The sequence below is a fragment of the Microbacterium sp. PI-1 genome (assembly GCF_004337555.1).
Lineage (GTDB): Bacteria > Actinomycetota > Actinomycetes > Actinomycetales > Microbacteriaceae > Microbacterium > Microbacterium aurugineum.
This window is the reverse complement of record NZ_SJYZ01000014.1, coordinates 18,622-44,822: the sequence shown is the minus strand read 5'-3', so window position 1 is coordinate 44,822 and position 26,201 is coordinate 18,622. Positions and strand designations below refer to the sequence as shown.

The 26,201-nt window shown below is 67.3% G+C and carries 25 protein-coding genes and 3 tRNA genes; 18 read left to right on the top strand and 10 right to left on the bottom strand.

Going from position 1 to position 26,201, the window contains the following annotated elements:
* Window positions 1–15 precede the first annotated feature (15 nt).
* Both E0W80_RS12675 and E0W80_RS12670 read right to left on the bottom strand, forming a co-directional pair.
* Window positions 16–333 carry a hypothetical protein gene (locus tag E0W80_RS12675; RefSeq protein WP_131492957.1) on the bottom strand — a complete coding sequence of 106 codons (318 nt, stop codon included), beginning with the start codon at window positions 331–333 and terminating at the stop codon, window positions 16–18.
* 208 nt (window positions 334–541) lie between these two features.
* Entirely contained in the window at window positions 542–1,489 is a 948-nt protein-coding gene (locus E0W80_RS12670; protein WP_131492956.1) for a LysR substrate-binding domain-containing protein, read from the bottom strand.
* A gap of 100 nt (window positions 1,490–1,589) precedes the next feature.
* Here E0W80_RS12670 and E0W80_RS12665 point away from each other — a divergent pair, with 100 nt between their 5' ends.
* A complete protein-coding gene (locus E0W80_RS12665) occupies window positions 1,590–4,112 on the top strand; it encodes a penicillin-binding protein (RefSeq protein WP_131492954.1) in 2,523 nt (840 codons plus the stop codon).
* 204 nt (window positions 4,113–4,316) lie between these two features.
* Here E0W80_RS12665 and E0W80_RS12660 read toward each other — a convergent pair.
* From E0W80_RS12660 to E0W80_RS12650, 3 genes are all read right to left on the bottom strand, one after another.
* Window positions 4,317–4,389 (bottom strand) — tRNA-Phe (locus tag E0W80_RS12660).
* 69 nt (window positions 4,390–4,458) lie between these two features.
* Window positions 4,459–4,532: transfer RNA gene (locus E0W80_RS12655), tRNA-Asp, on the bottom strand.
* A gap of 29 nt (window positions 4,533–4,561) precedes the next feature.
* Window positions 4,562–4,634: transfer RNA gene (locus E0W80_RS12650), tRNA-Glu, on the bottom strand.
* Window positions 4,635–4,845: 211 nt separating this feature from the next.
* Here E0W80_RS12650 and E0W80_RS12645 point away from each other — a divergent pair.
* The gene (locus E0W80_RS12645) at window positions 4,846–6,201 is read left to right on the top strand and encodes a M23 family metallopeptidase (RefSeq protein WP_131492953.1); all 1,356 of its coding nucleotides are present in this window, start codon (window positions 4,846–4,848) and stop codon (window positions 6,199–6,201) included.
* Window positions 6,202–6,278: 77 nt separating this feature from the next.
* On the opposite strand, the gene E0W80_RS12640 is transcribed toward E0W80_RS12645, so the two are convergent.
* Both E0W80_RS12640 and E0W80_RS12635 read right to left on the bottom strand, forming a co-directional pair.
* Window positions 6,279–6,770, bottom strand: coding sequence for an inorganic diphosphatase (locus E0W80_RS12640; protein ID WP_017204665.1), 492 nt, complete (start codon window positions 6,768–6,770; stop codon window positions 6,279–6,281).
* A gap of 40 nt (window positions 6,771–6,810) precedes the next feature.
* Window positions 6,811–7,473 (bottom strand): TMEM175 family protein, encoded by a 663-nt coding sequence (locus E0W80_RS12635; RefSeq protein WP_131492951.1) that lies wholly within the window; start codon window positions 7,471–7,473, stop codon window positions 6,811–6,813.
* A 64-nt stretch (window positions 7,474–7,537) separates the two neighbouring features.
* On the opposite strand from E0W80_RS12635, the gene tilS reads away from it, so the two are divergent.
* Entirely contained in the window at window positions 7,538–8,530 is a 993-nt protein-coding gene (tilS, locus tag E0W80_RS12630; RefSeq protein WP_131492950.1) for a tRNA lysidine(34) synthetase TilS, read from the top strand.
* Between the two features lie 14 nt (window positions 8,531–8,544).
* Here the strand turns inward: tilS and E0W80_RS12625 are convergent, their stop codons facing one another.
* Window positions 8,545–9,144 (bottom strand): DUF937 domain-containing protein, encoded by a 600-nt coding sequence (locus tag E0W80_RS12625; RefSeq protein WP_131492949.1) that lies wholly within the window; start codon window positions 9,142–9,144, stop codon window positions 8,545–8,547.
* Between the two features lie 92 nt (window positions 9,145–9,236).
* On the opposite strand from E0W80_RS12625, the gene hpt reads away from it, so the two are divergent.
* From hpt to E0W80_RS12570, 11 genes are all read left to right on the top strand, one after another.
* The gene (gene hpt / locus E0W80_RS12620; RefSeq protein ID WP_047521293.1) at window positions 9,237–9,788 is read left to right on the top strand and encodes a hypoxanthine phosphoribosyltransferase; all 552 of its coding nucleotides are present in this window, start codon (window positions 9,237–9,239) and stop codon (window positions 9,786–9,788) included.
* A gap of 86 nt (window positions 9,789–9,874) precedes the next feature.
* The gene (gene ftsH, locus E0W80_RS12615; RefSeq protein ID WP_047521291.1) at window positions 9,875–11,875 is read left to right on the top strand and encodes an ATP-dependent zinc metalloprotease FtsH; all 2,001 of its coding nucleotides are present in this window, start codon (window positions 9,875–9,877) and stop codon (window positions 11,873–11,875) included.
* Between the two features lies 1 nt (window position 11,876).
* Window positions 11,877–12,479 carry a GTP cyclohydrolase I gene (gene folE, locus E0W80_RS12610; protein ID WP_047521289.1) on the top strand — a complete coding sequence of 201 codons (603 nt, stop codon included), beginning with the start codon at window positions 11,877–11,879 and terminating at the stop codon, window positions 12,477–12,479.
* The gene (folP, locus tag E0W80_RS12605; RefSeq protein ID WP_131492948.1) at window positions 12,479–13,288 is read left to right on the top strand and encodes a dihydropteroate synthase; all 810 of its coding nucleotides are present in this window, start codon (window positions 12,479–12,481) and stop codon (window positions 13,286–13,288) included. Before folE ends, folP begins: the two co-directional genes overlap by 1 nt.
* 44 nt (window positions 13,289–13,332) lie before the next feature.
* Complete coding sequence (gene folB / locus E0W80_RS12600) at window positions 13,333–13,728, top strand: dihydroneopterin aldolase (RefSeq protein ID WP_131492947.1); 396 nt, start codon at window positions 13,333–13,335, stop codon at window positions 13,726–13,728.
* Window positions 13,725–14,264, top strand: a complete 540-nt coding sequence (gene folK, locus E0W80_RS12595; RefSeq protein WP_131492946.1) for a 2-amino-4-hydroxy-6-hydroxymethyldihydropteridine diphosphokinase — start codon at window positions 13,725–13,727, stop codon at window positions 14,262–14,264. The genes folB and folK overlap by 4 nt, the downstream gene beginning before the upstream one ends.
* Complete coding sequence (locus tag E0W80_RS12590) at window positions 14,261–14,743, top strand: DUF3180 domain-containing protein (protein ID WP_131492944.1); 483 nt, start codon at window positions 14,261–14,263, stop codon at window positions 14,741–14,743. Before folK ends, E0W80_RS12590 begins: the two co-directional genes overlap by 4 nt.
* Window positions 14,694–15,275 carry a PH domain-containing protein gene (locus E0W80_RS12585; RefSeq protein WP_047521280.1) on the top strand — a complete coding sequence of 194 codons (582 nt, stop codon included), beginning with the start codon at window positions 14,694–14,696 and terminating at the stop codon, window positions 15,273–15,275. Before E0W80_RS12590 ends, E0W80_RS12585 begins: the two co-directional genes overlap by 50 nt.
* Complete coding sequence (locus E0W80_RS12580; protein ID WP_131492943.1) at window positions 15,272–17,137, top strand: PH domain-containing protein; 1,866 nt, start codon at window positions 15,272–15,274, stop codon at window positions 17,135–17,137. Before E0W80_RS12585 ends, E0W80_RS12580 begins: the two co-directional genes overlap by 4 nt.
* 2 nt (window positions 17,138–17,139) lie before the next feature.
* Window positions 17,140–17,832 carry a DUF2520 domain-containing protein gene (locus E0W80_RS12575; RefSeq protein WP_131493016.1) on the top strand — a complete coding sequence of 231 codons (693 nt, stop codon included), beginning with the start codon at window positions 17,140–17,142 and terminating at the stop codon, window positions 17,830–17,832.
* A gap of 95 nt (window positions 17,833–17,927) precedes the next feature.
* Complete coding sequence (locus tag E0W80_RS12570) at window positions 17,928–20,504, top strand: LuxR C-terminal-related transcriptional regulator (RefSeq protein WP_131492942.1); 2,577 nt, start codon at window positions 17,928–17,930, stop codon at window positions 20,502–20,504.
* Between the two features lie 84 nt (window positions 20,505–20,588).
* Here the strand turns inward: E0W80_RS12570 and E0W80_RS12565 are convergent, their stop codons facing one another.
* Window positions 20,589–21,827, bottom strand: a complete 1,239-nt coding sequence (locus E0W80_RS12565) for an alpha/beta hydrolase (protein ID WP_165875451.1) — start codon at window positions 21,825–21,827, stop codon at window positions 20,589–20,591.
* 342 nt (window positions 21,828–22,169) lie between these two features.
* On the bottom strand, window positions 22,170–22,934 hold the full coding sequence (locus E0W80_RS12560; RefSeq protein ID WP_131492940.1) for a DUF1345 domain-containing protein: 765 nt from the start codon (window positions 22,932–22,934) through the stop codon (window positions 22,170–22,172).
* Window positions 22,935–23,333: 399 nt separating this feature from the next.
* Between E0W80_RS12560 and E0W80_RS12555 the strand changes: the two genes are divergently transcribed.
* Genes E0W80_RS12555 through E0W80_RS12540 form a run of 4 tightly spaced genes read left to right on the top strand, consistent with a single transcriptional unit; the run spans window position 23,334 to window position 26,180 of the window.
* Window positions 23,334–23,888, top strand: coding sequence for a TasA family protein (locus E0W80_RS12555; RefSeq protein WP_131492938.1), 555 nt, complete (start codon window positions 23,334–23,336; stop codon window positions 23,886–23,888).
* An 11-nt stretch (window positions 23,889–23,899) separates the two neighbouring features.
* Window positions 23,900–24,418, top strand: a complete 519-nt coding sequence (locus tag E0W80_RS12550) for a hypothetical protein (protein ID WP_131492937.1) — start codon at window positions 23,900–23,902, stop codon at window positions 24,416–24,418.
* Window positions 24,415–24,993 carry a signal peptidase I gene (locus E0W80_RS12545; RefSeq protein ID WP_165875450.1) on the top strand — a complete coding sequence of 193 codons (579 nt, stop codon included), beginning with the start codon at window positions 24,415–24,417 and terminating at the stop codon, window positions 24,991–24,993. The genes E0W80_RS12550 and E0W80_RS12545 overlap by 4 nt, the downstream gene beginning before the upstream one ends.
* A complete protein-coding gene (locus tag E0W80_RS12540) occupies window positions 24,990–26,180 on the top strand; it encodes a hypothetical protein (protein ID WP_131492935.1) in 1,191 nt (396 codons plus the stop codon). Before E0W80_RS12545 ends, E0W80_RS12540 begins: the two co-directional genes overlap by 4 nt.
* The last annotated feature ends 21 nt before the right edge of the window (window positions 26,181–26,201 follow it).

Below are 26,201 nucleotides of genomic sequence, written 5' to 3'. Positions count from 1 at the left end.
CTGCTTCGAGTCGAGTCACGCGGGACGGAGACGGCCCCGGAGGAAGGGCAGCATCGGAGCTCGGTACTCCCAGTTCGTGTCATCCTCGGGAGTGAGGGAGGCTTCCGCGCGACCGAAGCGCCAGAGGCGGTTGAAGAGGAACACTTCGATGACGACGGGGCGGTCGGTGGGGATCTGCCAGGTGCCCCGACCCCACTGCGTCGGCTGGCCGCGTTCGCCGATGACGAGCGTGGGCCTGACTCCTGCGTAGAGCGCGAAACGGGGGCGCCGCATCGTGAGTTCGATCCGGCGGACGCCCGCTCCGGGATCCCGCGCCGACCTCTCGTCATCCATGATGACCGAAGCCTACTGGGCCGCGGGAAGGTTTCACGGCATCGACGAGAGACTGCGGTGGAGCCACACGTCCGCTTGCTTCGTCCGAGGGCTCTGGCCGCGGTCGTGGCGTTGAGAACGGGTTGCCAGGCTACGACGTCCAGCGGTTGCCAGACATCGCTCGATCATCGTGCCTTCAGACGGGAGAGAACGTGGCCGGGATCACGTATCAGGAGGGTGGTTCGAGAGCGAGCACGGCTGTCGGTACCGCGCTGGTGTGCGCGGCGATGGCGTCGGCGAAGGCCTGCTGCACGGCAGCGATGGCCCCGCTTTCCTGCCTGCCGGCGCGTACTTCGGTGTACAGGGTTCGATGCGGCTCGGAGGCGAGGGCGACGACTTCCACTCCTCCGAAGCGCGCTTGCGTGATGAGCGCAGGGATGAAGGCCGCGGCGTGTCCCGAGCGGACGAGCTGCAGCATCAGCAGGGGGTCGGGCGATTCGCAGACCACACGAGGCTCGAAACCCGCCCCGCGGCACTTCTGCCTCGCCCACGCGCCCATGCGCGACTGCTGCAGATCGAGTGCCCAGCCGCAGTGTCGGAGGTCGCTCAGTGTCGTGGAGCCGGCGCGGTCGCCGACGCGCTCCGACTCGGGCAGCGCGAGATGCAGAGGTTCGGAATGGAAGTCCTGCCGGTGGACTCCGGCGGTCGGCGGCTGCTCGCCGCCGGGGAATTCCTCTCCCAGGACGATGTCGAAATCGTGGGCGAGAAGGCCGTCCCGTGCCTCGTCGACCTCGCGATGGCAGAGTTCGACGACCAGGTGCGGGTGGCGCTGCGATAGTAGCGTCAGTGCCGCCGGAGCGAGCTCGATGAGCGCGCTCTGAAAGGAGCCGACCCGGATGAGACCGCTCGTCGTGCCTGCGAGGTTCTGCAGGTCGGCCTCGGCGAGCTCCATCTGTTCGAGGATCAGATCGGCCCGTTCGGCGAGCAGCATCGCCGGACCGGTGAGCCTCACGCGGCGCCCCGACGGTTCGAGGAGCGTGGTCCCGACTTCACGTTCCAGAGCACTGAGCTGTTGCGATACGGCTGACGGCGTGTAGTTGAGTGCCCGGGCGACTTCCGCGAGCGTGCCGCGTCTGGAGAGTTCCCGCAGAATGCGGAGGCGGTTCACATTGAGCACGGGTGACTCCTCGACCGAGGTTAAAGGTTAGCTACTCTTATGAGTTTAGGTGAATTCTCTTCGCTGTACTTATCGATGGTCAACACGGAAGCTGGATAGCGTGTCTCACAGCTTTCCTGATCTCACCCGCGCGGAATCGACGAGGCGTGACCTCTCCCATCCTTCGGTCGGTGCTGCGCTCGGAGGCCTGGCCGGCCTGATCGTGATGAGCATGGTCGCAGGGATCCTGGTCGTGCTGCCGTTCGTCCCCGGGCTCGTTCTCGTGGGGCAGGCGGGGAACGCGGCGCTCGACCTTTTCGAGGAGCTTCCCGCGCACCTCACGATCGAACAGTCGATGCTTCCGACGACGGTGTACGCCCGCGACGCCGACAGCGGCGACGAGAAGGTCCTCACCCGGTTCTACGAACAGAACCGGATGCCGGTGACGTACGAGCAGATCTCGCCGACGATGATCGATGCGATCCTCTCCAGCGAGGACCCGCGGTACTTCACCCATAGCGGGATCGATCTGATCGGGACGACCAGGGCGATCCTTGGCAACGTCAAGGGAGGGCAGACCCAGGGCGGTTCGTCGATCACACAACAGTATGTGAAGAACGTTCTCGTGCAGCGCTGCGAGCTCGAGGCGACCGCGCCGGAGGCCACGGAAGACGATTCGGAGACCCTCCAGGAGTGCTGGCGCAAGGTGACCTCCGCCGAGGGAAGCGATGGATACATCCGGAAGTTGCAAGAGATGCGGTACGCGATCGCGCTCGAGAAGCGCTACTCGAAGGTCGAGATCCTGGAGCGCTATCTCAACATCGCGAACTTCGGCGGAACGATCTACGGTATCGAGGCGGCCGCGCGGTACTACTTCAACACCTCCGCATCAGCGGTATCCGTGGGGCAGGCAGCTGTGCTCGCCGGTGTCGTGCAGAATCCGAACAGCTACCGGATCGACCGCCCGGAGGGGTCAATCGCCGCGGCGTCGGGAGAGCGCGTGAACAAGGCGCCCGACGGTGCGGTCGATGACGTCTCGCCCGGTACGCTGGCGGCGCTCGAGGGGCTGCGCGGCGACGGGGCGATCACCGAGGAGCAGTACGTCCACGCCGCCGACGGATATAGCGAGACCAAGGGGAGACAGCTCTACGTGCTGAGCCGGATGCACGAGGACAGGAAGATAGCCGACGCGCAGTACACGGAGGCCGTCCTCGACCCGGTGCGCCCGGCGGTGACGCCTCCGACGAGCGGGTGCGCGGGCACGGGAGACGCGGCCTACTTCTGCCAGTACGTCATCGCGAGCATCCGCAGCGATCCCCGATTCGGGGACACGGCGGTCGCACGTGAGACGCGGCTGCGGCAAGGCGGGTTGCAGATCCACACCACCGTCGACGCCTCGCTGCAGGAATCGGTCGCTGAGGCGATGAGACGTCACGTGCCGGCATCTGCCGAAGGACTCAACCTCGGGGGAGCCGTCGTCAACGTCGAAGTCGGCACTGGTCGTGTGCTGGCCATCGCTCAGAACACGAACTTCACCGAGGACGAGTCGCACGCGGAAGACCCCAGCTACTCCGCGCTCGTCTATGCGGGCGATCCGGCGCGCGGCGGATCTGCGGGTTTCAACGCCGGATCCACGTTCAAGATCTTCACTCTGTTGGCCTGGCTCGAAGCCGGGCGCTCCGTCAACGAGAGGGTCGACGGGCGGGTTCGTGCCATTCCACGGGTGAAGAACTCTTGCGACGGGGATTGGGTGAACCACAGCAACGTGGTGGTCAGGAATTGGGGTAACCAGCCCGGCTATGTCGGGACACCGGCGGAGTTCACATCGAGATCGCTGAACTCCGGGTATCTCGCGATGGCGGAACAGCTTGACCTCTGCGACATCTCCCGGGTGGCGAGCAGGCTCGGGGTGAAGGATCTCGCGGGCGGCGATCTGACCATGAACACGCTCTTCTCGGTGCTCGGATCCGCGAACGTGTCGCCGCTCGCGATGGCCAACGCGTATGCGACGGTCGCGAGCGGGGGGATGTTCTGCCCGACGACAGCCATCGAGCGCGTGGTCGGGCCGAACGGCGAGGAGATCATTCCGCCGCCTGCTGCATGCACGCGCGTGCTGGAGGCCGGCGTCGCAGCCACGGCCGCGTCCGTGCTTCAGGACGTGATGAACGGCGGGACGGGGTCACGAGCGAACCCCTGGGACGGCACCCCGATCATCGGGAAGACGGGATCGCACGAGGTGCAGCAGACCTGGATGATGGAATCCAGCACGAAGGTCGCGACGGGAGTGTGGGTGGGGAACGCTACCGGCCTTGACGACATGACCCGACGGTTCGGAGAGCGCAGATACGCACTGGCGCGTGACGTGCAGCGCGCCGCGAACAGCCTGTTCGGTGGAGGGCGTTTCGCCGAGGCTGATGCCCGTCTGACGAAGCGTTTCGAGGCAGAGGTTCCCGACGTCGTGGGGATGCCGGTCGAGGAGGCGGCCGCACGACTCGAAGCGTTGGGTTTCACGGTGCACCTCGACGGCGCCGTGCCCGAACCGGAAAGTGCCGACGACAAGGTCTCGTTCCAGGAACCCGCCGGCGGGCTCTTGGAGCGAGGAGGAACCGTGACCCTTCGTCCCGGCGACGCGCCCGACAGCTAGGAGCGTCGAGCGGGGCGCGTTCAGAGGATGGCCCCGGAGCGCTATCGAGCGAACGTGCAGTTCTAGTGGGCCCGCGGGCGCATTGACGAAGAAGTGAACTCGACTTGGCGAAGGAGAGGACTCAACCTCACCAGGGCAAAGCAAAACCCCCGCCATGTAGAAGCTAGGCGAGGGTTTCTGGAGTGATTGTAACGATCACTCGTGTGGCTCCGACCGGCATCGATCCGGTGACCTTTCGATTTTCAGTCGAACGCTCTACCAACTGAGCTACAGAGCCGCGCGACCGGCGAACCTGTCGCGTCCTAGACGAAGAGCCCTCTCCGAAGAAAGAGCTCATCGCACGGAGCGACCCTGACGGGACTTGAACCCGCGACCTCCGCCGTGACAGGGCGGCACGCTAACCAACTGCGCTACAGGGCCATACTTGTTTTCAATTGTATCGGAAGGTGTGACCCCAACGGGATTCGAACCCGTGCTACCGCCGTGAAAGGGCGGCGTCCTAGGCCGCTAAACGATGGGGCCGAGTCAGTCCCGGAGGACTTCCTTGCCGACGCTCAAGCATAAGGGATGATCCGGGCAAATCGCGAATCGAGGGCGAGGCGGCTACCCCCGGGCGTGTTTCAGGAGGACGATGGGAGGGTCAGGCGTGCGATGACCGTCGTCGGATCGACCCTGGTGCGGATGTGAAAGTTGTTGTTAGTGTGGCATTTGTGAAACCGGCGGAAGGGGCCGCGTGAACGACGACCAGACAACTCTGGATGCTGCGGTTGCCGCGGCTTCAGATGATTGCGGCTGCGCGCCCAGTCCTGCCGAGCGCCGAGCGTTCGGCAAAGACGGCCTCAGCCGCCGAGGCGCTCTCGGCCTCGGCGTGCTCAGTGTCGTCGCGCTCAGCGCCTTCGGCATCTCCCAGGGCGTATCCGCCGCCTACGCCGCGACGTACCCGAGCTGGGACGATGTGCAGCGGGCGAAGCAGAGCGAGGCCGCCAAGGCCGCCGAGGTCACCCGCATCGAGGGCCTCATCCAGTCCCTGACCCAGAAGGTCGCCGAGACCCAGGCGGCCGCGAAGGTCGCCGCGGACGAGTTCTACGAGGCACAGCAGAAGTTCTTCGCCGCGTCCACCGAGGCCGACTCTCTGCAGGCCAAGGCCGACGAGCAGTCCGCGAAGGCCGACGCGTCCGCGAAGAAGGCCGGCCAGGTCGCCGCGCAGCTGTATCGCAACGGTGGCGATGACACCTCTCTCGAGCTGCTCTTCACCGGATCCGCCGACAATGCCGACGAGCTGCTCGCGCGCCTCGGCACGATGGACAAGCTGTTCGAGTACAACCAATCGGTGTACGACGATGCGGTCGCCGCCCGGAACTCCGCGCAGTCCATGAGCGACCAGGCGGTGGTCGCTCGTGATGAGCGCGACCGCCTGCAGAAGATCGCCGAAGAGAAGATGGTCGTCGCTCAGCAGGCAGCCGACGCCGCTCAGGCTGCGCTCGACGAGCAGTCCGCGAACCTCGCCACCATGCAGGCGCAGCTCGCCGCTCTCAAGGACGCGACGACCAAGACGGTCGCGGGCTACAAGGCCGGTGTCGCGGCCGAGGAGAAGAAGCGCAGAGAGCGCGAAGCTGCGGAAGCTGCGGCCAACGCCGGCGGCAACAGCGGCGGCGGCGGCTCTCAGGGCAGCGGTGGCTGGTGCCGTCCTCACGGCGGCGGCAAGAGCTCCGGCTACGGACCCCGTTCGCAGCAGTGCGGCCCGCAGGGCTGCTCCTCGAGCTTCCACTACGGCACGGACTTCGCGAACGGCTGCGGCGCGGCGATCTATGCCGCCCAGTCCGGCACGGTCGACTACGCGGGCTACAACGGCGGCTACGGAAACTACATCCGCATCCAGCACGGCGGGGGAATCGGCACCGGCTACGCGCACATCCGCGACGGAGGCATCGTCGTGCGGTCGGGCCAGTGGGTCAGGTCCGGTCAGGTCATCGCCTACGCGGGCAACACCGGGCGCTCGTTCGGCTGCCACCTGCATTTCGAGGTCTACGACCGCGGTAGCGCCATCAACCCGGTGCAGTTCCTCGCTCGGCATGGCGTCTCCGCCTGATCAGCACCTCATCTTCGACAAGAAGACCCCCGGCCGCAGTTGCGGAACCGGGGGTCTTCTCGTCGAAGGCGCGGGGATCAGTGGCCCTGCTCTCCGAAACGCACGATGGCTTCGTCGAGGATGCGCTGCGCTTCGGCGGCGTTCCCCCACTCGTCGACCTTGACCCACTTGTTGGGCTCGAGGTCCTTGTAGTGCTCGAAGAAGTGCGCGATCTCCTTCTTCGTGTACTCGGCGATGTCGTCGATGTCCTGGATGTGCGCCCAGCGAGGGTCCTTCGAGAGCACGGCGACCAGCTTGTCGTCTCCGCCGGCCTCGTCGCTCATCTTCAGCACGGCCACGGGACGGACCTCGACGACGACGCCCGGGTAGATCGCGTGGTCCAGCAGCACGAGCACGTCGAGCGGGTCTCCGTCCTCGCCCAGCGTGTTGTCGAAGTAGCCGTAGTCGGCGGGGTAGCCGAAGGTCGTGTAGAGAACGCGGTCGAGGTGCACTCGTCCGGTCTCGTGGTCGACCTCGTACTTCACGCGGCTGCCGCGCGGGATCTCGATGACGGCGTCGTGTGCGCCCATGCGTGTACTCCTCAGGAAAAGTTCGGTTGGATACCGCGGACTAGCCTACCCGCGGCTCCTCGGCGTCCGACCCCCGCCCGCGACGGTGTGCGATGCGGTTGAGCAGGCGCGAGAGCGGGCCGTTCAGCAGGAGGAGGAGCAAGGCGAAATAGCCGTTGGGCACGGTGAGCACGGCGATCACCAAGGAGACGGCGAACAGGATGATCGCGGCGAGGTCGCCGACGATCCCCGCTCTCAGCACCTCCGTCGGTGCCGTCGTGAGATCGGGGTGGCGACGCAGGTACATCCACCCGGCCAAGGTCGTGACCTGCGTCATGATCAACGTCCCGATGTAGACCACGGCCTGGAGGGCATCGGAGTCCAGCTGCCCGAGCATCGCGGTGGGCACGGGCAGCCAGACGATGGTCGCCATCCAGGCGACGTTGATCCACAGGAGCGGCGTGGTGATCAGCTCCACATCGCGGTATTGGCTGTGGTGCCCCATCCAGAACGTCGCGATGAGGACGAAGCTCAGCCCGAAGCTCACCAGCTGAGGTGAGTGCTCGGAGAAGAACTCCGCCGTCGTCAGCCTCCCGGACGCCGCGTCGGAGACGGACTCCAACAACGGCAGGATGAGCAGCGTCATCGCGATCGCCACGACGGCATCGACGAACGCCTTGAAGCGTTCGGTGCGGAACTGCTGCGTGCGGGGCTGAGCGGTCACGGCGCCAGGATAGCCCTGAGGGTGCACCGGCGCACGGACCGGGGCCGTGCCCTACCGTGGAACCGTGCCTTCCCTGTCTCCCGCCATCGCCGAGATCCGCCTGGCCGTGCGCACCGCGCTCGCCGACATGCCCGAGGGGTCCACGGTGATCGTCGCCCTCTCCGGGGGAGCGGATTCCCTCGCGCTCGCTGCCGCCACGGCCTTCGAAGCTCCCAAGCTCGGGCTCCGCGCGGCGTCGCTCACCGTCGATCACGGTCTGCAGGAAGGATCGGATGCGGTTGCTTCGCAGGCGGCGCGGGCGGCGGCGGCGCTCGGTCTCGACCCGCTGATCGTGCGTGTCGACGTCGCCGGGGAGGGTGGGCCGGAGGCCGCGGCGCGTGAGGCGCGCTACGGGGGGCTCCGGGATGCGGCGGCGGACGTCCGCGCCGCCGCGGTCCTGCTCGGGCACACCCTCGATGACCAGGCGGAGACGGTGCTGCTCGGTCTCGCCCGCGGATCCGGGGCCACGAGCCTGCAGGGCATGGCGCCGGTCCGCGAGGACGCCGACGGTGTGCGGTGGGTACGCCCGTTGCTCGGCGTCCGGCGGGAGACGACCCGGGCTTTCTGCGTCGCCTCCGCACTCACGCCGTGGGACGACCCGCACAACCGTGACGAGCGCTACGCCAGGGTTCGAGTGCGCGAGCGCGTGCTCCCGGTGCTCGAGACGGAACTCGGTCCAGGGATCGCCGATGCGCTCGTGCGCACCGCCGAGCAGCTGCGGGAGGATGCGGAAGCCTTCGACGAGATGATCCACGAGACGATCGAAGACATCGTCGAGCACGCCGAGGCCGGCATCTCCGTCAGCGTCGCGGCGCTCGCCGCGAACCCGGCGGCGCTGCGCAACCGGATCATCCGCCTGGTCGTCGACAGTGAGTTCGGCGTCAGCCTGACGAGGACGCAGACCATCGAGGTCGCGCGGCTGGTGACCGACTGGAACGGTCAGGGGCCGATCGACCTGCCCGAGTGCTCGGCCGTGCGCCGCGGTGGGCGCATCGTCTTCACCGCGTCCGGTCGCTGAGCGAGGGGGAAGCCCTACTTCTTACCGCCGAAGAGACCGCCGAGAATTCCGCCGAGGTCGATGCCGCCGCCCGATCCGCTGCCGTTCCCGCCGCCGAGCAGTCCGCCGATCACGTCGCCGATCCCGCCTCCGCCGGAACCACTGCTGCCGCCTCCGCCGAGAAGGCCGCCGATGAGGTCGCCGATCCCGCCAGAGCTCTCGGCTCCGGTGTCCGTCTTGGCGGTCTTGTCCTTGTTCGCATTGGCGATGAGGCCCATCACGATCGGCGCCAGGATGGGGAGGAGCTTGCCGAAGTCGATGCCGGGAGTCGCCTTCGACTCCGTGAGCTCCTTCGTGACCTCCTTCTCCTTCGAGCCGAGGATGTGCGCGACGATCTTGCCGCCGTCGGCCTGATCGATGTCATCGACCTTCGAGGCGCCGGCGGTGCCCTCGTGCTTCTTGAGCGCGTTCTGGATCGCTGCGGAGCCTTCGTCGGTCTCCGCGTTCTTCGCGAGGCCGCCCAGGAGCACGGCACCACCCTGTTCGACGGCGACCTTGGCCTCGTCTCGCGAGACCCCCAGCTTCTCCGCGATGTCATCGATCGGTACCTGCGCGAGGATGTCGTCAAGAGCCATGGTGAATCCTTCCCTCAGGGGCGTCCGCCCGCGTCACCGCTCACAGTAGTGCGGATACCGGAGCATGGGGTGGCGTCGCCTAAAATCGATCCATGCGCGCCGCGGAGATCCAGGACGACCTTGCACAGATCCTCGTCACAGAGGAGGAGATCCTCGCCAAACTCGAGGAACTGGCGGCGCAGGTCGCCCGGGACTACGAGGGCAAGGACCTCGTCCTCGTCGGCGTCCTCAAAGGCGCCGTGATGGTGATGGCCGACTTCGCGCGGGCACTGCCCTTCCACGCACCGATGGATTGGATGGCGGTCTCGAGCTACGGCGCGAGCACCAAGTCGAGCGGCGTCGTACAGATCCGCAAAGACCTCGACACCGACCTCAACGGCAAGCATGTCCTGATCGTCGAGGACATCATCGACTCCGGTCTCACGCTCAGCTGGCTGCTCGAGAACTTCGGCTCGCGCGGGGCGGAGTCGATCGAGGTGCTGGCACTTCTGCGCAAGCCCGAGGCCGCGAAAGTCGTCATCGACTGCAAGTACGTCGGCTTCGACATCCCCACCGATTTCGTCGTCGGCTACGGCCTCGACTACGACGAGCGGTACCGCAACCTGCGCGACGTCGCCGTGCTCGCGCCGCACGTCTACTCCTGACGCGCGACGACGGGTGTGCTGCCGGGGTACGCCGTGGGTGAACGCACAGCGACCCCCTAGGGCGCGCGCGATACGCTGATCCGATCATGGATGTGAAGAAGCTCACCCGGAATCCGCTGATCTACGTCGCGCTGATCGGCGTGCTGCTCTTCGGCGGATTCCTGCTGATCTCGAATCTGGGTGCGCCCAAGCAGATCACGACGCAGGAGGGGCTCAAGCTCCTCTCCGGCACCACGGTCACCGAGGTAGTCACCACCGACGGCGATCAGCGCGTGGACATGACACTCTCCAAGCCGTTCGAGGGCTCCGAGAACGTGCAGTTCTACTACGTCGACGCACGCGCCGACGAGGTCGTCTCGGCGATCAACGAGGCCGCTCCCAAGGACGGCTTCAACGACGCCGTGCCGCGGGCGACCTGGTTCGACGGCTTCCTCTCCCTCCTTCTCCCGCTGGTGCTGCTGGGCCTCCTGTTCTGGTGGCTCCTGTCGTCGATGCAGGGCGGTGGCGGCAAGGTCATGCAGTTCGGCAAGTCCAAGGCCAAGCTGGTGAGCAAGGAGACCCCGACCGTCACCTTCGCCGATGTCGCCGGTGCCGACGAGGCCATCGAGGAACTCCACGAGATCAAGGAGTTCCTGCAGGATCCCGCCAAGTTCCAGGCGATCGGTGCCCGCATCCCGAAGGGCGTCCTGCTGTACGGCCCCCCAGGAACGGGCAAGACGCTGCTCGCCCGCGCGGTGGCCGGGGAAGCAGGAGCCCCCTTCTATTCGATCTCCGGATCGGACTTCGTCGAGATGTTCGTCGGCGTCGGAGCCTCGCGTGTGCGCGACCTCTTCGGCCAGGCCAAGGAGAACGCCCCGGCGATCATCTTCATCGACGAGATCGATGCCGTCGGCCGTCACCGCGGCGCCGGTATGGGCGGCGGAAACGATGAGCGCGAGCAGACCCTCAACCAGATGCTGGTCGAGATGGACGGCTTCGACCCGAACGCGAACGTCATCGTGATCGCGGCGACCAACCGTCCGGACATCCTCGACCCCGCGCTGCTGCGCCCCGGTCGCTTCGACCGCCAGATCGGCGTGGACGCCCCCGACCTCAAGGGACGTCAGAAGATCCTCGAGGTGCACAGCAAGGGCAAGCCGCTCTCCAAGAACGTCGACCTCGAGGTCGTCGCACGCAAGACCCCCGGTTTCACGGGTGCCGACCTCGCCAACGTGCTCAATGAGGCGGCGCTGCTGACCGCGCGCTCGAACGCGCAGCTGGTCGACAACCGCGCCCTCGACGAGGCCATCGATCGTGTGATCGCCGGTCCGCAGCGCCGCACCCGGGTGATGCGCGACAAGGAGAAGCTCATCACCGCGTATCACGAGGGCGGACACGCACTCGCCGCCGCCGCGATGAACTACACCGATCCGGTGACCAAGATCACGATCCTGCCCCGCGGCAAGGCTCTCGGCTACACGATGGTGCTGCCGCTCGACGACAAGTACTCCGTCACCCGTAACGAGCTCCAGGACCAGCTGACCTACGCCATGGGCGGCCGCGTCGCCGAGGAGCTCGTCTTCCACGATCCGACCACCGGTGCCTCGAACGACATCGAGAAGGCGACCTCGATCGCTCGCAAGATGGTCATCGAATACGGCATGACGACCGAACTCGGTCCGGTCAAGCTGGGCACCGAGGGCGGCGAGCCGTTCGCCGGGCGCGACATGGGTCGAGGACGTGAGTACTCCGAGACGATCGCCGAGCGGGTCGACACCCAGGTCCGCGCGCTCATCGAACAGGCGCACAACGAGGCCTACGAGGTTCTCAGCGCGAACCGCGACATCCTCGACAAGCTCGCTCTGGCCCTGCTCGAGGAGGAGACCCTCGACCACAACCAGATCGCCGAGATCTTCACCGAGATCAAGAAGCTCCCGGAGCGCCCGTTGTGGCTCTCGAGCGAAGGCCGTCCGGTGTCCGAGCGTCCTCCGATCGAAGTACCGAAGAAGGACGTCTCGCTCGCGGCATCCGTCGAAGCCCCGGCCGGTGCCCCGCGCACGCAGCAGGGTTCGGCGGGAGCCGGGCACCCGCGGCCCGCGACGGCGTGACGTGACCGTCGACAGACAGCGTGTCGAGCGGCTCACCCGCGAGCTTCTCGAGGCGATCGGTGAGGATCCGGATCGACCGGGATTGAAGCAGACCCCGTCGCGGATGGGGGAGTTGTACTCCGAGTTCTTCTCCGGGGTGGGGGAGGATCCGGCGGAGCCGCTCGCCCGCACGATCAGCGTCTCCCGCGGCCCGGCGCCCGACACCCTGCCCTCCGGCGCTGTGCTGCTGCGCGACATCCGCTTCCGCTCGGTCTGCGAGCATCACCTGCTGCCGTTCGCCGGGCACGCCCACATCGCGTATCTTCCGGGGGAGCAGGTCGTGGGGCTCGGGGCGCTCGTTCGCGTGGTCGAGATCCTCGCCGCACGCCCTCAAGTGCAGGAGCGACTCGGAGAGCAGATAGCGGACACGATCGCCGAACACCTCGACACCCGCGGCGTGCTGGTGGTGCTCGACGCCGCCCACGGCTGTGTGACGATGCGGGGCGGTCGGCAGACCGAGACGTCCACGCTCACGATCGCCGCCCGGGGCGAGTACACGGACGCTGTCGCCCGGACCGAGCTCATCACGTTGATCGGGGCGGCAGGGTCCGGAGCAGCACGCTGATGACGGGCATCTGGGGCATCGTCAACGTCACGCCCGACTCCTTCAGCGACGGCGGGCGCTACCTCGATGTCGATCATGCGGTCGCGCACGGTTTGCGACTGCGTGCCGAGGGAGCGACCGTGCTGGACGTCGGCGGTGAATCCACCAGGCCGGGTGCGGAGCGGGTCGGCGAGCACGTCGAGCAGCAGCGCGTCATCCCCGTGATCGAGCGACTCGCCGCTGCCGGTGTGCCCGTGAGCATCGATACGCTCAGTGCGGCCACCGCTGCCGCGGCCGTGCGTGTGGGCGCCCGCATCGTGAACGACGTCTCCGGCGGGCTCGCCGACCCGGAGATGCGTGCGGCCGTCGCCGAGTCGGGCGCGGACTTCGTCATCGGCCACTGGCGCGGCTTCTCCGCGGACATGTACGCGAACGCCGAGTACCGCCGTGTCGCCCGCGAGGTCGCCGGCGAACTCCACGAGCGCATGGGGGAGGCGGCCGTGGCCGGGATCGCCCCGTCGCGCGTGATCGTCGATCCGGGTATCGGCTTCGCGAAGACCGGGGCGCAGAACTGGGACGTGCTGCGCGGACTCGAGGAGATCGTCGCGCTCGGGCCCCGGGTCTTGATCGGCACGTCGCGCAAGCGTTTCCTGGCGGAGACACTGCGCCAGGAGACCGGCACCGACGACGAGGTGTCGGAGTCGCGCCGTGATCTCGCGACGGCTGTCACGAGCGCCCTCGCCGCGCAGGCCGGAGCGTGGGCCGTGCGGGTCCACGATGTGGCCGCCACCCGCGATGCGCTCGCGATAACGCATGCCTGGACGGGCTGAACGTCCGCTCAGCCGCCGGAGGGCGTCCCCCGTACGCTAGAGGCATGGATTTCCTCGATGAGATCGTCCTCACCGGCCTGACCGTCTTCGGCCGCCACGGCGTCTATGCGCACGAGCGGGAGGACGGGCAGGAGTTCTCGATCGATCTGCGTCTGCGGATGTCGCTGGACCAGGCGGCGGCCTCGGATGACGTGGCCGACACCGTGCACTACGGAGAACTGGCCGAGAAGGTGGCAGCGGTGGTGGGGGGCGAACCGGTGAACCTGATCGAGACGCTCGCCGAACGGATCGCCGCCGTGGCGCTGGAAGACGTGCGCGTGCAGAACGTCACCGTCACCGTGCACAAGCCGCACGCCCCGATTCCGCTCAGCTTCGCCGATGTGGCCGTCACGGTGCACCGCAGCCGCGCGCCCGAGGCGATGGAAGACATCACGATATGAGCCGCAACCTCGCGAACCCGCTCGAGCTGCCGGACCGCCGCGCCGGCCGTCCCGAAACCGTGGCGGTCGTCGCGCTCGGCGCGAACCTCGGGGACCGTCACGGGACCATCCGTGCGGCGGCCGAGCGGATCGCCCGGCTGCCGTTGGTGAGCGACGTCCGGCTCTCTCGCTTGTTCGAGACCGTCGCGCTCCGCCTGGACGGTCCGGATCCCGAAGCGCCCGGCTACGTCAACGCGGTCGCTTTGGTCACCACGCGGCTCGCGCCCGAGATCCTTCTCGGGATGCTCCACGCCATCGAGGACGAGAACGGCAGGGAGCGCCGAGAACGGTGGGGCGACCGCACCCTCGATCTCGACCTGATCGCGTACGGCGACCTCGTGTCGGACGACCCCCGCCTGCAGCTGCCGCACCCCCGGGCGGGCGAGCGGCTGTTCGTCCTCGATCCGTGGCTCGATGTCGACCCCGAGGCCGAGCTGCTCGGCAAGGGAAAGGTGTCGGACCTCGTCGCCGGGCTTCGAGCACGGGGCGAGGGATGAGGCGCACGTCCCTCGGCGTCCTCGTCGTCCTCGCGCTGCTCGCCGGCGGCGCCGGATTCCTGCTCGATCACATCCTCACCGCGTCGGGGCGCATCACGTTCACGCCGTCGCTGCTGCTGCCCGTGCTGCTCCTCCTGATCGCCGCCGCCTCGGTGGGGGTCGCCTGGCCGGTCCGGCGCAGCGTGCGGTCGGGGATCCGCATCGATCCGTTCCGCGCCCTCCGTGCGGCGACGCTCGCCCGTGCCTCGAGTCTGCTCGGGGCGATCATGGCCGGCTTCGGGGCAGGCCTGCTGGCGTTCCTCCTGTCCCGTCCCGTCGTTCCGCAGGTAGGGTCGACTGTGGCCATGCTGGCCCTGATCGGAAGTGCGATCATCCTCGTGATCGCCGCTCTCGTCGCCGAACAGTTCTGCACCCTGCCGAAGGATCCTGATGACTCAGAACCCAGAGACCACGCCCCTCAACCCGGCGGAGGGCACTGATCTCGCCGCCCTCGACCAGGGCACCTACTCGAAGCTGCGCACCGCGCGCAACGAGGCTCGGCTGGAGCTCGACGGCACCTGGCACCAGATCTCGCCCCGCTATGTCGTGTCCCAGATCGTGCAGAACGTGATCTTCATCGTCCTGGTGGCCGTCGCGGCCGTCGTGCTGAACCTGGTGCTGCACCAGCAGTGGGTGTGGATCCCCGCCGGTGTGATCCTGCTGATCACCGTTTTCGCTCTCATCATCCTGCCGCGCCAGGCCAGGGCGATCGGATACATGCTGCGTGCCGATGACATCGTCTTCCGCAAGGGAATCCTCTGGCAGCGCATGATCGCGGTCCCCTATGGGCGCATGCAGCTGGTGGACATCACGCAGGGACCTCTCGATCGCGCTTTCGGTATCGCCCAGTTGAAGATGGTCACCGCGGCGGCGACGACCGGCGTGCAGATCCCCGGGCTCACCCAGGAGGCCGCTGAGGCACTGCGCGACACGCTCATCCACGTTGCCGAGACCCGCCGGACCGGCCTGTGAGCGAGCCGCAGCTCCCGCCGTCTCCGAGTGCGCAGGCGACGGCCTCGGAGCCGTCCACGAGCCTCGCCAACGGCGAGTGGCACCGCATGCACCCGCTCACCCCGCTCTTCAAGGGCGGGCTGGTGCTCATCATCGTCGCCGGCATCACGATCGCGAACATGCGCGATCGCCTCATCGCATGGGCCGTGGCACTGTTCGCGCCGGAGGAAGCGCGTTACGGTGACTACGCCGGGGCCGACCCCGTCGAGTGGGTACTCGCGAACAACCTGATCCTGGTCGTGCTGCTCAGCGTGCTCGGTCTCGCGATCGTGCTGATACTGATCTTCTGGTTCGTCTGGCGCTTCCAGCAGTTCCGCATCACGGGTGACCACGTCGAAGTGCGCAAGGGCATCATCTTCCGCTCGCACCGTCGGGCACCGCTCGATCGGGTGCAGGGCGTCAATCTCACCCGCCCCTTCCCCGCTCGCATCATCGGCCTCGCCAAGCTCGAGGTCGTCGGCGCGGGCAACGACGCGAACGTGGAGCTGGAGTATCTCGCAACGGCTCGCGCGGAGTCCGTCCGGTCGGACATCCTCCGCCTGGCTTCCGGAGCGAGGGCGGCACGCGCTGCGGCCCAGAACCCTGATCCCACTGCCGCGGCGGACGCGCCCACCTCTGCTCGCGCGCAGCTGGTCGGCTCGATGAACGAGGGCGTCAACGGACTCCTCGCGGGGGTGGACCTCGCCGATGTCGTCCCCGAGAGCGTCGTCAAGATCCCGACGGGCCGTCTGGTCGGCTCCCAGCTGATCTCGGGCGTGCTCTGGTTCGTGTTCTTCGGCGCGATCTTCGCGATCGCTTTCGGCAGCGCGCTGATCGGCATGTTCATCGACGGCGACACGGGCGGCGGGATCGTGCTGCTCGGCCTGGGCCTCGGCATGGGTGTGCCGATGGTCATCGCGGTCGTCGGTATCACCTGGGCGCAGATCTCGAAGTCGTTGCGCTATTCGATCGCCCCCACGCCCGACGGCGTACGCATCACCTACGGTCTGCTCACCACGGTGACCGAGACGCTTCCGCCCGGACGCATCTTCGCGGTCGAGGTGTCGCAGTCCCTGCTGTGGCGTCCGTTCGGCTGGTGGACGATCCGGATCAACCGGATGAGCGGCAAGAGCGCCGCGCAGCAGTCCTCCGGAAGCGGGCAGCAGTTCAACGTGGTGCTCCCGGTCGGCAAGCGGGCCGACGTCGAGCGTGTCCTCGGGCTGGTTCTGCCGGACGTTCCGGCGGCGAACATCCCGGAACTCTGGGAGCACGGCATCGTGGGTCCGGGGGAGGGCGATGCCTACCGGACGATGCCTCGTCGAGCGCGGTGGCGGCGTCCGTTCTCGTGGAAGCGGCACGGCTATCTCGTGACCGATTTCGGGCTGCTGCTTCGTCGCGGGATCGTGTGGCGCAAGCTCGCCGTGTTCCCGCTCGCGCGCCTGCAGGGCGTGTCCCTCAGCCAGGGGCCGATCGATCGAGCACAGCGGGTGTCGGGGGCACAGGTTCACACCGTTCCCGGTCCGATCACGGGTTACCTCTCCGGACTCGAGCGTGCCGATGCCCTGGCGCTGCTCGACGGTGTCGTGGTCGCCGCCGCTGAGGCCGCGTCGCGCGACAGGAGCCACCGATGGAGCGAGCATTCGCCCACCGCATCTGAGCCGACTCCTCCGGCTCCCCCGGCCTACACGGGGCCGCCTCCCGTTTCTCCTCCCCCTCCGTACACAGGGACGCCTCCGGTCGCACCTCCCCCTCCGTACTCCGGGCCTCCCGCTGCGCCGCCGGCGCCTCCCGCCGCGCCGCCGCCTCCACCAGCGACGCCGCCGCAGCCGCGGTCGGAGCAGTGACAGTGCCGCGGGATGGGCGACTCGGCGTCGGGATCATCGGCGCCGGGCGCGTCGGTCCCGTGATCGGAGCCGCGCTCGGTGGGGCCGGGCATGCCGTGGTCGGGATCACGAGCGGCTCCGACGATGAGCGTGCCTCTGCGGTCCTTCCCGATGTGCCGGTGCTCGACCCGCTCGACGTCGTGCGTCGCGCCGAGCTCGTGGTCATCGCGGTCCCCTCGGAACAGCTGCCCTCGCTCGTCGCGGGTATCGCCGAGGTGGGCGGTTGGCAGGTCGGACAGCTCGTGCTGCACACGGATCCGGCGTTCGGCATCGAGGTTCTGAGTCCTGCCGCCGCACGCGGTGCGATTCCCCTCGCCGTGCACCCGGCGATCACCTTCACCGGGACGTCGATCGACCTCCGCCAGCTGCAGGCCGGCTTCGCCGCGGTGACCGCGCCCGCCGCTGTGCTGCCCATCGCTCAGGCGCTCGCCGTGGAGATGGGCTGCGAACCGGTCGTGATCGCCGAGGCCGACCGTCCCGCGTACGCCGACGCGATCGCCACCGCGACCGAATTCTCCCGGTCGATCATCGGGCAGTCGACCGCACGGCTGCGTGAGATCGGCGTGGAGAACCCCGGCGGATACCTGTCGGCGCTGGTGCAGTCGACCGTCGAACGCGCCCTTCGCGAGGCCTCGGATCCTTCTCCGCTGATCTGACCGTGTTGCGCGCACGGGTCCTGGAGCGAGTGCTTGTACCCGGTGGGCACCAGGTCTATCTTGAGGGCATCGGAGCGCCTGAGAGGAGGTGGCCCATGGTCATCGGTCGAGAGCGTCCGCTGGCCGCCGCCATGGATCTCCTGATGGCAGGCGTCAGCGTCGACATCGTGGGCGGGCGGGGGAGCGGTCGGAGCACATTCCTCCGTGCCCTGGCCTCCCGCCTCGAGGATCGGGAATGGACCGTCGTCAGGGCACGAGGAATCGCGTCGTTGCGGCAGCACAGCTTGGGCGCGCTGCACCTCGCCGGGTTCGGTACCGCGACGGGTGCTCGACCAGCGACTCTGAATGAGACGGCACGCGCGCTGGCCGAGCGACTCCGTGCGCGAACAGGGGTGCTGCTCGTGGACGACTGGGATGATCTCGACGAGTCATCCTGGGGAGTGGTCGAGTACGTCCGCCGAGACGCCGGCGTGCCGGTCGTGATCTCGCGCCTCCAGGGCCTTCGTGCACGCCATACCCCGACGGGCTTGCCCGCGTCGACGCTCGAGCCTGCCTACGTGATCGACATCGAGTCCCTCCGGTTCGACGAGATGGAGTCGGTGCTCAGGGAACACCTCGGCGCACCGGTCGAAGCGGGAACGATGAGCCGCCTCTTCGCGAAGTCCGGCGGAAATGTCGGACTTCTCCTCACCCTGGTCGACGCCTCGATTCGCGAACAGCGCATGTCTCGTCGGAGTACCGGGGAGTGGGAGGCATCGCGGGACCTCTGGAGCGGAGCTCTCCGTGCAGTGCTCGAAGCGCATCTCGAGGGGTTCGAAGATCACACACGGGACGCGTTGGAGATCATCGCGGTCGTCGGCGTCGCAGACCTCGAAACGGTGCGGAAACTCGTGCCGTGGGAGATCCTCGAATTGCTCGAGGAACGGGGGACGATCGCGATCGTCCCGAGCGCAGGACGACGACTCGTGACGGTCGTTCCTCCCCTCCTCGTCGAATACTTCCGGCATGAGCCCTTGGCGACGAGAAGGACTCGCCTCATCGAACTCGTCGAGGACAAGCTCGGGGCAGGGCTCGGGGAGCAGGAGTCGGAGCCTGACGAGCCGCGGCGCAGCATCAGCAGCGTGGACGATGCTCTCTTCGTGCGTCTTCTCCAGGAGCGTGCGCGGACGTTGCGCCTGGTCACGGCTGCGGAATGGGCGGTGAATCCGTCACCGGCTGCAGCGGTCCGATACGCCACGGCGCTCATGCACGCGAGTACCGAGACGGTGCGATCCACGGTGGAAGGGATCATCGACACCGTCGATCCGAGCCTGGGGGACGGCGCGAGTCTGGCCGAGTTCGTGGTCCTGCGAGCACAGTGGCGCGCGTACGTGGCGGGGGAACTCGACGAGGCGATCGCGCAACTCCGACGGGATGCCGCTGATCTCTCCCTGGGGCCGTATCGACGTCTCCTCGATGCGGCTCAGGTGCGGTTGCTCGTCAACCTCCGTGAAGTTCCCCAGGACTTCACCTCGAAGCTCGAGGTCGAGGATGATCTGCCCGGCCCTGTGAAGATCACGCTGTGGGAGACGCAGATGCTCGTGCTCGTCTGCCTCGGTCGATTCGACGATGCGAGGCGGGTCTTCGCGGAGGTGTCGACGCTCGACGACGGACATGCTTCCCACCTTTCGCGGGCGCTCATGGGACTCGCCCTGCTCGGAGCCGGCCGGCATCGGGAGGGGATGGACTTCCTCGGCCGCGGCTTCGACGAAGCGCACGGGTATCTCGATGTGGATGCGTTACGCACGTTCGGTGCAGCCCTCGCCCTGGGGCACATGCTCGCAGGAGACTACACCGCCGCCGATGACGTCTTGGAGACCCTGCATTCCGCGGGTGATCCGGCCGTCTATCCGCCGGGCATCCCGCTCGCCTTGCTGTCGATCAGTGCGGTGATCAACATCCGACGAGGCAAGGTCTCGGCGGGGGAGCGGTTCGCCGCGGAGATAGAGAAGCTGGAATACCCCGACGGCCCCTTGCCCGGGCAGTCTCGAGCCTGGCCGAGGGCGCAACTCCTGGCCTTCGAGGGCGACCTCGCTCGGGCGGGGGAGGTCCTGTGGAGTTCCGGCACGGATCTGTGGAATCGCAATGCACGATACGCAGGGGTGACGGAGCTCCTGTCCTCGCTCGAGCTGGTGCCGTCTGTCGAACGCCTGGCTGACGTTCGACAGAAACTGCGAGACCTCCCCGATGCTCGCTCGCTCGCCGCATATGCGGACTTCGTCGCGGCGGGCGTGGCCGGAGACGCTGCGGCGATGCTCGCTTCCGTCGATGTTCTGGAGGACCGCGGTCTGGCCGGTCTCGCTCTCTCCGCGTGCAAGCTCGCGGCAGCGGCGTTCGCCAAGGCCGCGGATCCGGAGTGGGAAGCCGCGGCCCGGGCACGAGAAGAGCGTTTGCGGACCGACTTTGCCGGGCGACAGATAGACACCGCTCGATTCGCCGCAACGGCCACTGCGCTCACCGAAAGGGAGAAGGAGGTCGGTCGGCTGGCGGCCGAGGGCCTGACGAATCCGGAGATCGCGATTCGACTCGTTCTCAGTGTCAGGACGGTGGAGAGTCATATCCATCGACTTCTCCGCAAGCTCGATCTGCAAGGGCGACAGGGCCTGAGCAACCACCTGGAGGCCCTTCGCTGAGTCGCTCCGACCGGGCGTCGCGTGTCGGTGATCGCGTCGGCCACCGCGATCCCGGAAGATCGCGGTGGCCGAGGGGGCGATCCGTCAGTCGGCGCCGAGCGTGATGGCGGGGGACTCCGAGCCGGTGTACACCTCTTGCACGCCGCCGTCGATGAAGGTGGCGATGGCATCGAACGACGCCTCCGGCTGCAGGGCCCATGCCCGGTGCTCCGCCCCTTCGATGTAGACGACCTGCATGTCACGGTTCGCTTCGACGTAGGCGTACTGTGCCGTCCAGCTCACGTAGTCGAACTGCGGCTTGAGCATCATCGTCGGGATGTCCAGCTCTTCGAGACGCTGGATCGTGTCCGGCATGTGCTCCGTGAACTCGGAGTTGAGCTCCATGTTCGACATGAAGTTGAGTCCGAAGCCCGAATCCAGTGCTGTCGCCGACCACCGCTTGAGCTCGTCCTGCGACACGAGGTTGGCCGAAGCGCTTGTCATGCCGAACCCCTGCAAGGCGACTGCCACGAGGATCCGAGGGGTCAGCGCTTCCTGCATCTTCGCGACATCGCCACTGCGATTGTGGAAATCCGGGTCGAGACGCTCGAGCTTTGCCCCTTCGGCGGCCTCCGCTGCCGTGAGCTCGTCAGATGCGAGGTAGCCGCCGGGAGCCGTGAGGATCGCCTTCTCGACGTGGTCCGGGTAGTTCGCTGCGTAGGCCTCCACGATGTACCCACCGGCCGACTGGCCGATCAGGATTGCTTTCTCCGACCCCGTCTCCTCGCGGATGGCGTCGAGGTCAGCGAGCCAGCGCTCCTCGGTGTATTCGTCGAGTTCGAGGTCGGGTGAGAGACCTGCGCCCGGCTGATCGTAGAGATAGACATCGTGCCCGGTCTCGGCCAGCTGGGGGATGAAGCTGAAGTCCTGTTCGTCGGTGAACCCGCCGGGACCGCCGTGGACGTAGATGATCGGCGTCGGCGACGTCTCGTCGCCTTCTGCCTCATATTCCCAGTACGCGATGCGGGACCCGGTCTCGAGGTCCCAGAAGCTGGGCTCCGGCGCGGCGATGGGCGTCTCCGTACCCTCGACCGGGGCGAGCACGGTGGTGCCGGCGGTCACAGAGGCGACGACCAGAGTGGCGCCTGCGACCAGATAGGGAGACTTGCGTCGGCCCAGCGCGGGGCGCGGTCGTGTGTCCGAGGGCGGCCACGTCTTGTGGGCGAGAGCCGTCAGCAGCCAGGTAGCCCCGAAGAGGGCCACGGCACCCGCGATCAGACCCGCGACCAGGCTGATGTGCAGCCCGAGAACGGCGAAGACGACGGCGAGTGCAACGCCGACCACGATGGCCAGAATGGAGAGGATGATGGCGGCTGTGGTTCGGCCGAAGCGCGCTCCTCGGGAAAGAGGGCGTGAAGGACTGGTGTGCATGGGGTTCTTTCTTTGCATGGTGAAACGCGCGGGAGCGCGTGGGGTTCGTTCCCCGGGAAGGCGCACCCCGAGGTGTTGCGCGGAACACCCACCTCGGGAACGGGGGCGCGCAACAGGTGCGATCCATGAAGCTACGTCGACCTGGACTCGCGTGCGCGCTCAGGTGTGGCTTCTCCGTGTCGGTTGCGTCGATTGAGGTATTCAGACTCCTCGACCCGTGCGTGAGTTGCGTCCCTCTCCGTGCGGTGACCTCGACTATCGGAAGCCGTTGGACATGATCGTGTTGAGCGCGAGCACGATGATCAGGCCGTTGAAGAAGAAGCTGGACACGGAGTGCCAGACCACGGTCCACCGTGTGCGGCTGGAGAGCACGGTGACATCGGACGCGGCGAAGCTGCTTCCGACCGTGAAGGAGAAATACACGAAGTCCACCATGCGAGGAAGTGGGGTTCTGGGGAAGTCGAACTGCGGCTCGTCGGCCGTGAGACTGCGCTGGAAGTAGATCTGTGCGAAGCCCCAGTGCAGGAAACCCCACGCGAGAACCATCACCCACACGCCGATGATGGTCGTCCTCAGCCCGACGAGCCAGTCCGGGCTGAGAGCGAGGACACGGAGGGCGGCGGTGAGGCCGGTCATGCTCGCCAGGATCGTCGTGGACGTCGCCACGATCCGCGAAAGTCTGCTGGCGATGAAGCGATGCGGCCGAGCGTCCGCCGGGAGCCGGGCGGAGAGGCCGAGCCCGAGGAGTGCCAAAGAGGCATAGAGGGTCCCGACCAGAGCCCATGCGCCGAGCCAGTCGAGCTGCGCGACGCCGTTCTCGACGCCGAAGTTCACGATGACGCCCAGGACGATCATCGCCACCTGGCCGACGAGCGCCGCTCCATAGCCGATCGCGCCCCACCACCCTCTCGCCTGCCGAGTCGTCCGATCTCTCGACGGGCGAGCGGTCCTCCGCAACCGTCGCGAGCGATCACGCAGATCTGCGTGGCGTTCGTCGTTCGCGAACTCGCGCTTGTACATGAAGACCTTCCAGCCGGGACGAAAGATCTCATTCCAGCAGTCGTCATCGATGCGGAACGGCGGATCCCCGGGTGGTGAGAGGCGGCGGACCGGAAATTGGGTGCGTCGCGGTGCGGATCTGCGTGTCCATCCAGGGGACCCCCGTGGGACGCTCGGCACTGATCCCGCCGGCGCGACTACTGAATCGCGACTATTCGCCACTCAAGCGTCGAATCCGAACCGTAGCGTGGCATCGGCGGCTGGGCGACCGCGCTCGACGACGAACAGGAATGATCACGATTTGTGGTCGATCATGTGAAAACGACCCCCTCTGTCTTGAATGGTGATATCTTCCGGGCACCGCGGGGAGATCAGATTACGACTCGCTGACGCGGGTCTTAGGTGCATCGGAGGATCAAGATGGACGTGAAGATCAGTACCCGCGCGAAAGTGCTGGCAGCAATCGGGATAATCGCCGTGGCAGCCGTGGGCGCGACCCTCGCGGCGTTCACCGACACAGGCAACGTGGAGACCACGTTCACCTCGGGGACACTGGACCTCAAGTTCGACGACGATCAGGACGGCAACCCGGACAACTACCTCGTCGACTTCAGCGCAGGGTTCGACAACCTCGCGCCGGGCGACTCCGTCGACCTCGACCTGCTCGTCTACAACTCCGGCACGATCGATGCGCTGCTCAGCCTCGGCGCCCCGATTCTGACGAACTCGGAGGGCACGCCGGCGACGGCTCTGGAGGACTACCTGACGGTCGTCATCACCGATACCGGCACGTCCACCGAGCTGTTCAACGGCACTTTGGCCTCGGCGTCGTTCACCGGGCTTGACATCTCCTCGGGCGGAGCGGCCAACGGGACCACTCTGAACATCGTCGTCTCCTTCGATTCGGCCGCTCCGGTCGGCGCCGCTGGACAGGGTGTCACGGTGGTGTTCCCGTTCGAAGCGACGCAGGCATAGCGCTGTCCGTCATGAGTGACATGGTCGGGGTCCCCTCAGAGCTCGTCTGGGTTCCGCCCGTCGTCACGGTCGAGAACATCAAGCCCGGCGACCCACAGGTGCGGACGCTCACGCTCACCAACAGCAACGACGTGCCTGTCGAGCTGTCCTCGGAGCTGATGCAGTCCGGTGATCTGTTCGGGGGCGACACTCCGCTCGACGTCAGCTTCTCGTTGTCGGAGGAAGGTCGGTGCTCGGACAACCCGGAGGCGATCCCGGCGCAGGCGACGGTCACGGTGACGATGGTCGCCGAGCTGCCCATCACCGCCGGAAACGAGTATCAGGGTCAGTCCGGGGTCGCGAACTACATCGTCACCGCGACCGAAGCAGACGTCTGCGTTCTCTCGAGTCCACCGGACAACCCACCGGACGCTCTGCCTCCGACGGGGGTGGCGGTCGGCGGGACGTTGCTTCTCGCGTTGGCATGCCTGGCGGTGGGCGCAGCGCTCCGCTTCGGGATGCGACGACGGCGGGAACGGCGGGGATCATGATCGACACCACCGCATCGACGCCTGCCTCGACGTCTACCTCGTCGTCAGGGAAGGGGTGGCGGGTGTTCTTGAACACCGCTGCGATCATCGGGGCCGCAGCGGTGGTGATCGCGCTCTTCGCCGCCATCATCGGAGCGCGAGTCCTCATCTTCTCCTCCGGCTCGATGGCTCCTGCGATCCCGGAGGGCTCCGCGGCGCTCACGATTCCTCAAGACACCGACGCGCTCCAGATCGGTGACGTGATCAGTGTCCCCCGTGCGGGGGACGGGAAACTGGTGACCCACCGCATCGTCGAACTGACTGTTCATGACGGGCTCACTCTCGCGACGCTGAAGGGCGATGCGAACCCCGCGGCTGACGCGGCGCCATATGCCCTCGGCGCCGAGACGCAGACGGTGGCGTTCGCGATTCCCCACGCCGGCGGGGCCCTTGCCGTGATGAAGTCGCCCTGGTTCCTCGGCGCAGTCGTCGCTCTGGTCGTGCTGGCAGCGATACCGACACGTCCCCATTCGCGCAAGAAGACAGAGCATACGAAGGCCGAGAGCCCGAAGACCGAGCAAGGACGAGAAGCATGACGACCCGACGACGCAGCCGCCTCGCCGCCTTCACCGCCGCCGTCGTGGTCGCGGTGGCGGGATCCGTGTTGGGAGCCAGCCAAGGGTCCGTCGCTCAGTTCGGGGACGCGGGCCGCGTGCAGTCGAGCGTGGCGGCTGTGGATTCCGTTCCGCTGAGCTTCGTCGGTATCGATGCCGGAGAGAACTACTCGATGGGGTGGACAGCTGCCGGTGAGATCTTCACCTGGGGCGGGAACTCCGGAGGCCAACTGGGAAACGGGAGTGTCGGCGGCTCACGTCTTGTTCCTGAAAAGGTGATGTTGCCGCCGGGGGTGGAGGTCGTCAAGGCGGACGGCGGGTTGGATACCGTCATCGCTCTCGCCGCGGACGGCGGCGTCTACACCTGGGGGAACGGGGCTATCAGCGGGACGAGCCCTACTCCTTCACGAAACGCGTTCTTCGACTCGCTCGGCGACCCGGTCGTCGGCGTCTCCAGCGGCGGCTATTACTACCTGGCGTGGACGCAGAGCGGAGCACTGTACTCGTGGGGTACCGGAGGAAGCGGTCGTCTCGGTCGCCCTGCGACGGGGCAGAGTCCGCCGGCGCGCGTGACGGCACAGGGCTTGGATACGCAGGTCGTCGTCGGCGCTGCCGCGGGACGCTTCCAAGGAATCGCCTCGGTCGACGGTGGTGCAGTCACGGTGGCGTGGGGCAGCGGGTTCGGGACTGCTGCGGGTGTGACGCTCACGGGGATCACCTCCACGGTCGGGGGTGTCGCGGCGGGCACCGACGTCGTCCTCGCCTGGGGTCAGGATGGGTCCCTCTTCTCCGCGACGTCTGCGGCGGCGTCGGTCGTCGTCGGTGCGACCGGCATCGTCGGAGCGGACGCCTCTTTCCCCGCTGCAGGCTCCTCGTCGTTCTACGCGTGGCGCGCAGACGGGGCCCTGTTCGCGTGGGGAGACAACAGTCAAGGACAGTTGGGGCTGGGGACCACCGGCGGGTCTGTGCCCTCACCGACGCCGGTGACGCTCGCCCCGGGGTCGGTCGCACTCCAGACCGGGGCCGGCGCAGATCATGCTCTGTATCTCGGGCAGGACGGCACGTTCAGCTCGGCGGGGAGCAACGCGTTCGGACAGCTGGGAACGGGCGACACCATCCCGCGGAACACCTTCGGCAGCGCGATCACGATCCTCCGCTGGCCGCAATGATCTTCGGCGGGCGATGAGAGG

Bases quoted from the DNA above. Each gene is read 5' to 3' on its own strand.
- E0W80_RS12545 (WP_165875450.1), top strand. From the start codon at position 24,415: ATGATCGACACCACCGCATCGACGCCTGCCTCGACGTCTACCTCGTCG.
- E0W80_RS12555 (WP_131492938.1), top strand. From the start codon at position 23,334: ATGGACGTGAAGATCAGTACCCGCGCGAAAGTGCTGGCAGCAATCGGG.
- E0W80_RS12590 (WP_131492944.1), top strand. From the start codon at position 14,261: ATGAGGCGCACGTCCCTCGGCGTCCTCGTCGTCCTCGCGCTGCTCGCC.
- E0W80_RS12625 (WP_131492949.1), bottom strand. From the start codon at position 9,144: ATGGCTCTTGACGACATCCTCGCGCAGGTACCGATCGATGACATCGCG.
- E0W80_RS12540 (WP_131492935.1), top strand. From the start codon at position 24,990: ATGACGACCCGACGACGCAGCCGCCTCGCCGCCTTCACCGCCGCCGTC.
- E0W80_RS12570 (WP_131492942.1), top strand. From the start codon at position 17,928: ATGGTCATCGGTCGAGAGCGTCCGCTGGCCGCCGCCATGGATCTCCTG.
- folK (WP_131492946.1), top strand. From the start codon at position 13,725: ATGAGCCGCAACCTCGCGAACCCGCTCGAGCTGCCGGACCGCCGCGCC.
- ftsH (WP_047521291.1), top strand. From the start codon at position 9,875: ATGGATGTGAAGAAGCTCACCCGGAATCCGCTGATCTACGTCGCGCTG.
- E0W80_RS12550 (WP_131492937.1), top strand. From the start codon at position 23,900: ATGAGTGACATGGTCGGGGTCCCCTCAGAGCTCGTCTGGGTTCCGCCC.
- E0W80_RS12640 (WP_017204665.1), bottom strand. From the start codon at position 6,770: ATGGGCGCACACGACGCCGTCATCGAGATCCCGCGCGGCAGCCGCGTG.
- folP (WP_131492948.1), top strand. From the start codon at position 12,479: ATGACGGGCATCTGGGGCATCGTCAACGTCACGCCCGACTCCTTCAGC.
- folB (WP_131492947.1), top strand. From the start codon at position 13,333: ATGGATTTCCTCGATGAGATCGTCCTCACCGGCCTGACCGTCTTCGGC.
- E0W80_RS12675 (WP_131492957.1), bottom strand. From the start codon at position 333: ATGGATGACGAGAGGTCGGCGCGGGATCCCGGAGCGGGCGTCCGCCGG.
- E0W80_RS12585 (WP_047521280.1), top strand. From the start codon at position 14,694: ATGACTCAGAACCCAGAGACCACGCCCCTCAACCCGGCGGAGGGCACT.
- hpt (WP_047521293.1), top strand. From the start codon at position 9,237: ATGCGCGCCGCGGAGATCCAGGACGACCTTGCACAGATCCTCGTCACA.
- E0W80_RS12560 (WP_131492940.1), bottom strand. From the start codon at position 22,934: ATGTACAAGCGCGAGTTCGCGAACGACGAACGCCACGCAGATCTGCGT.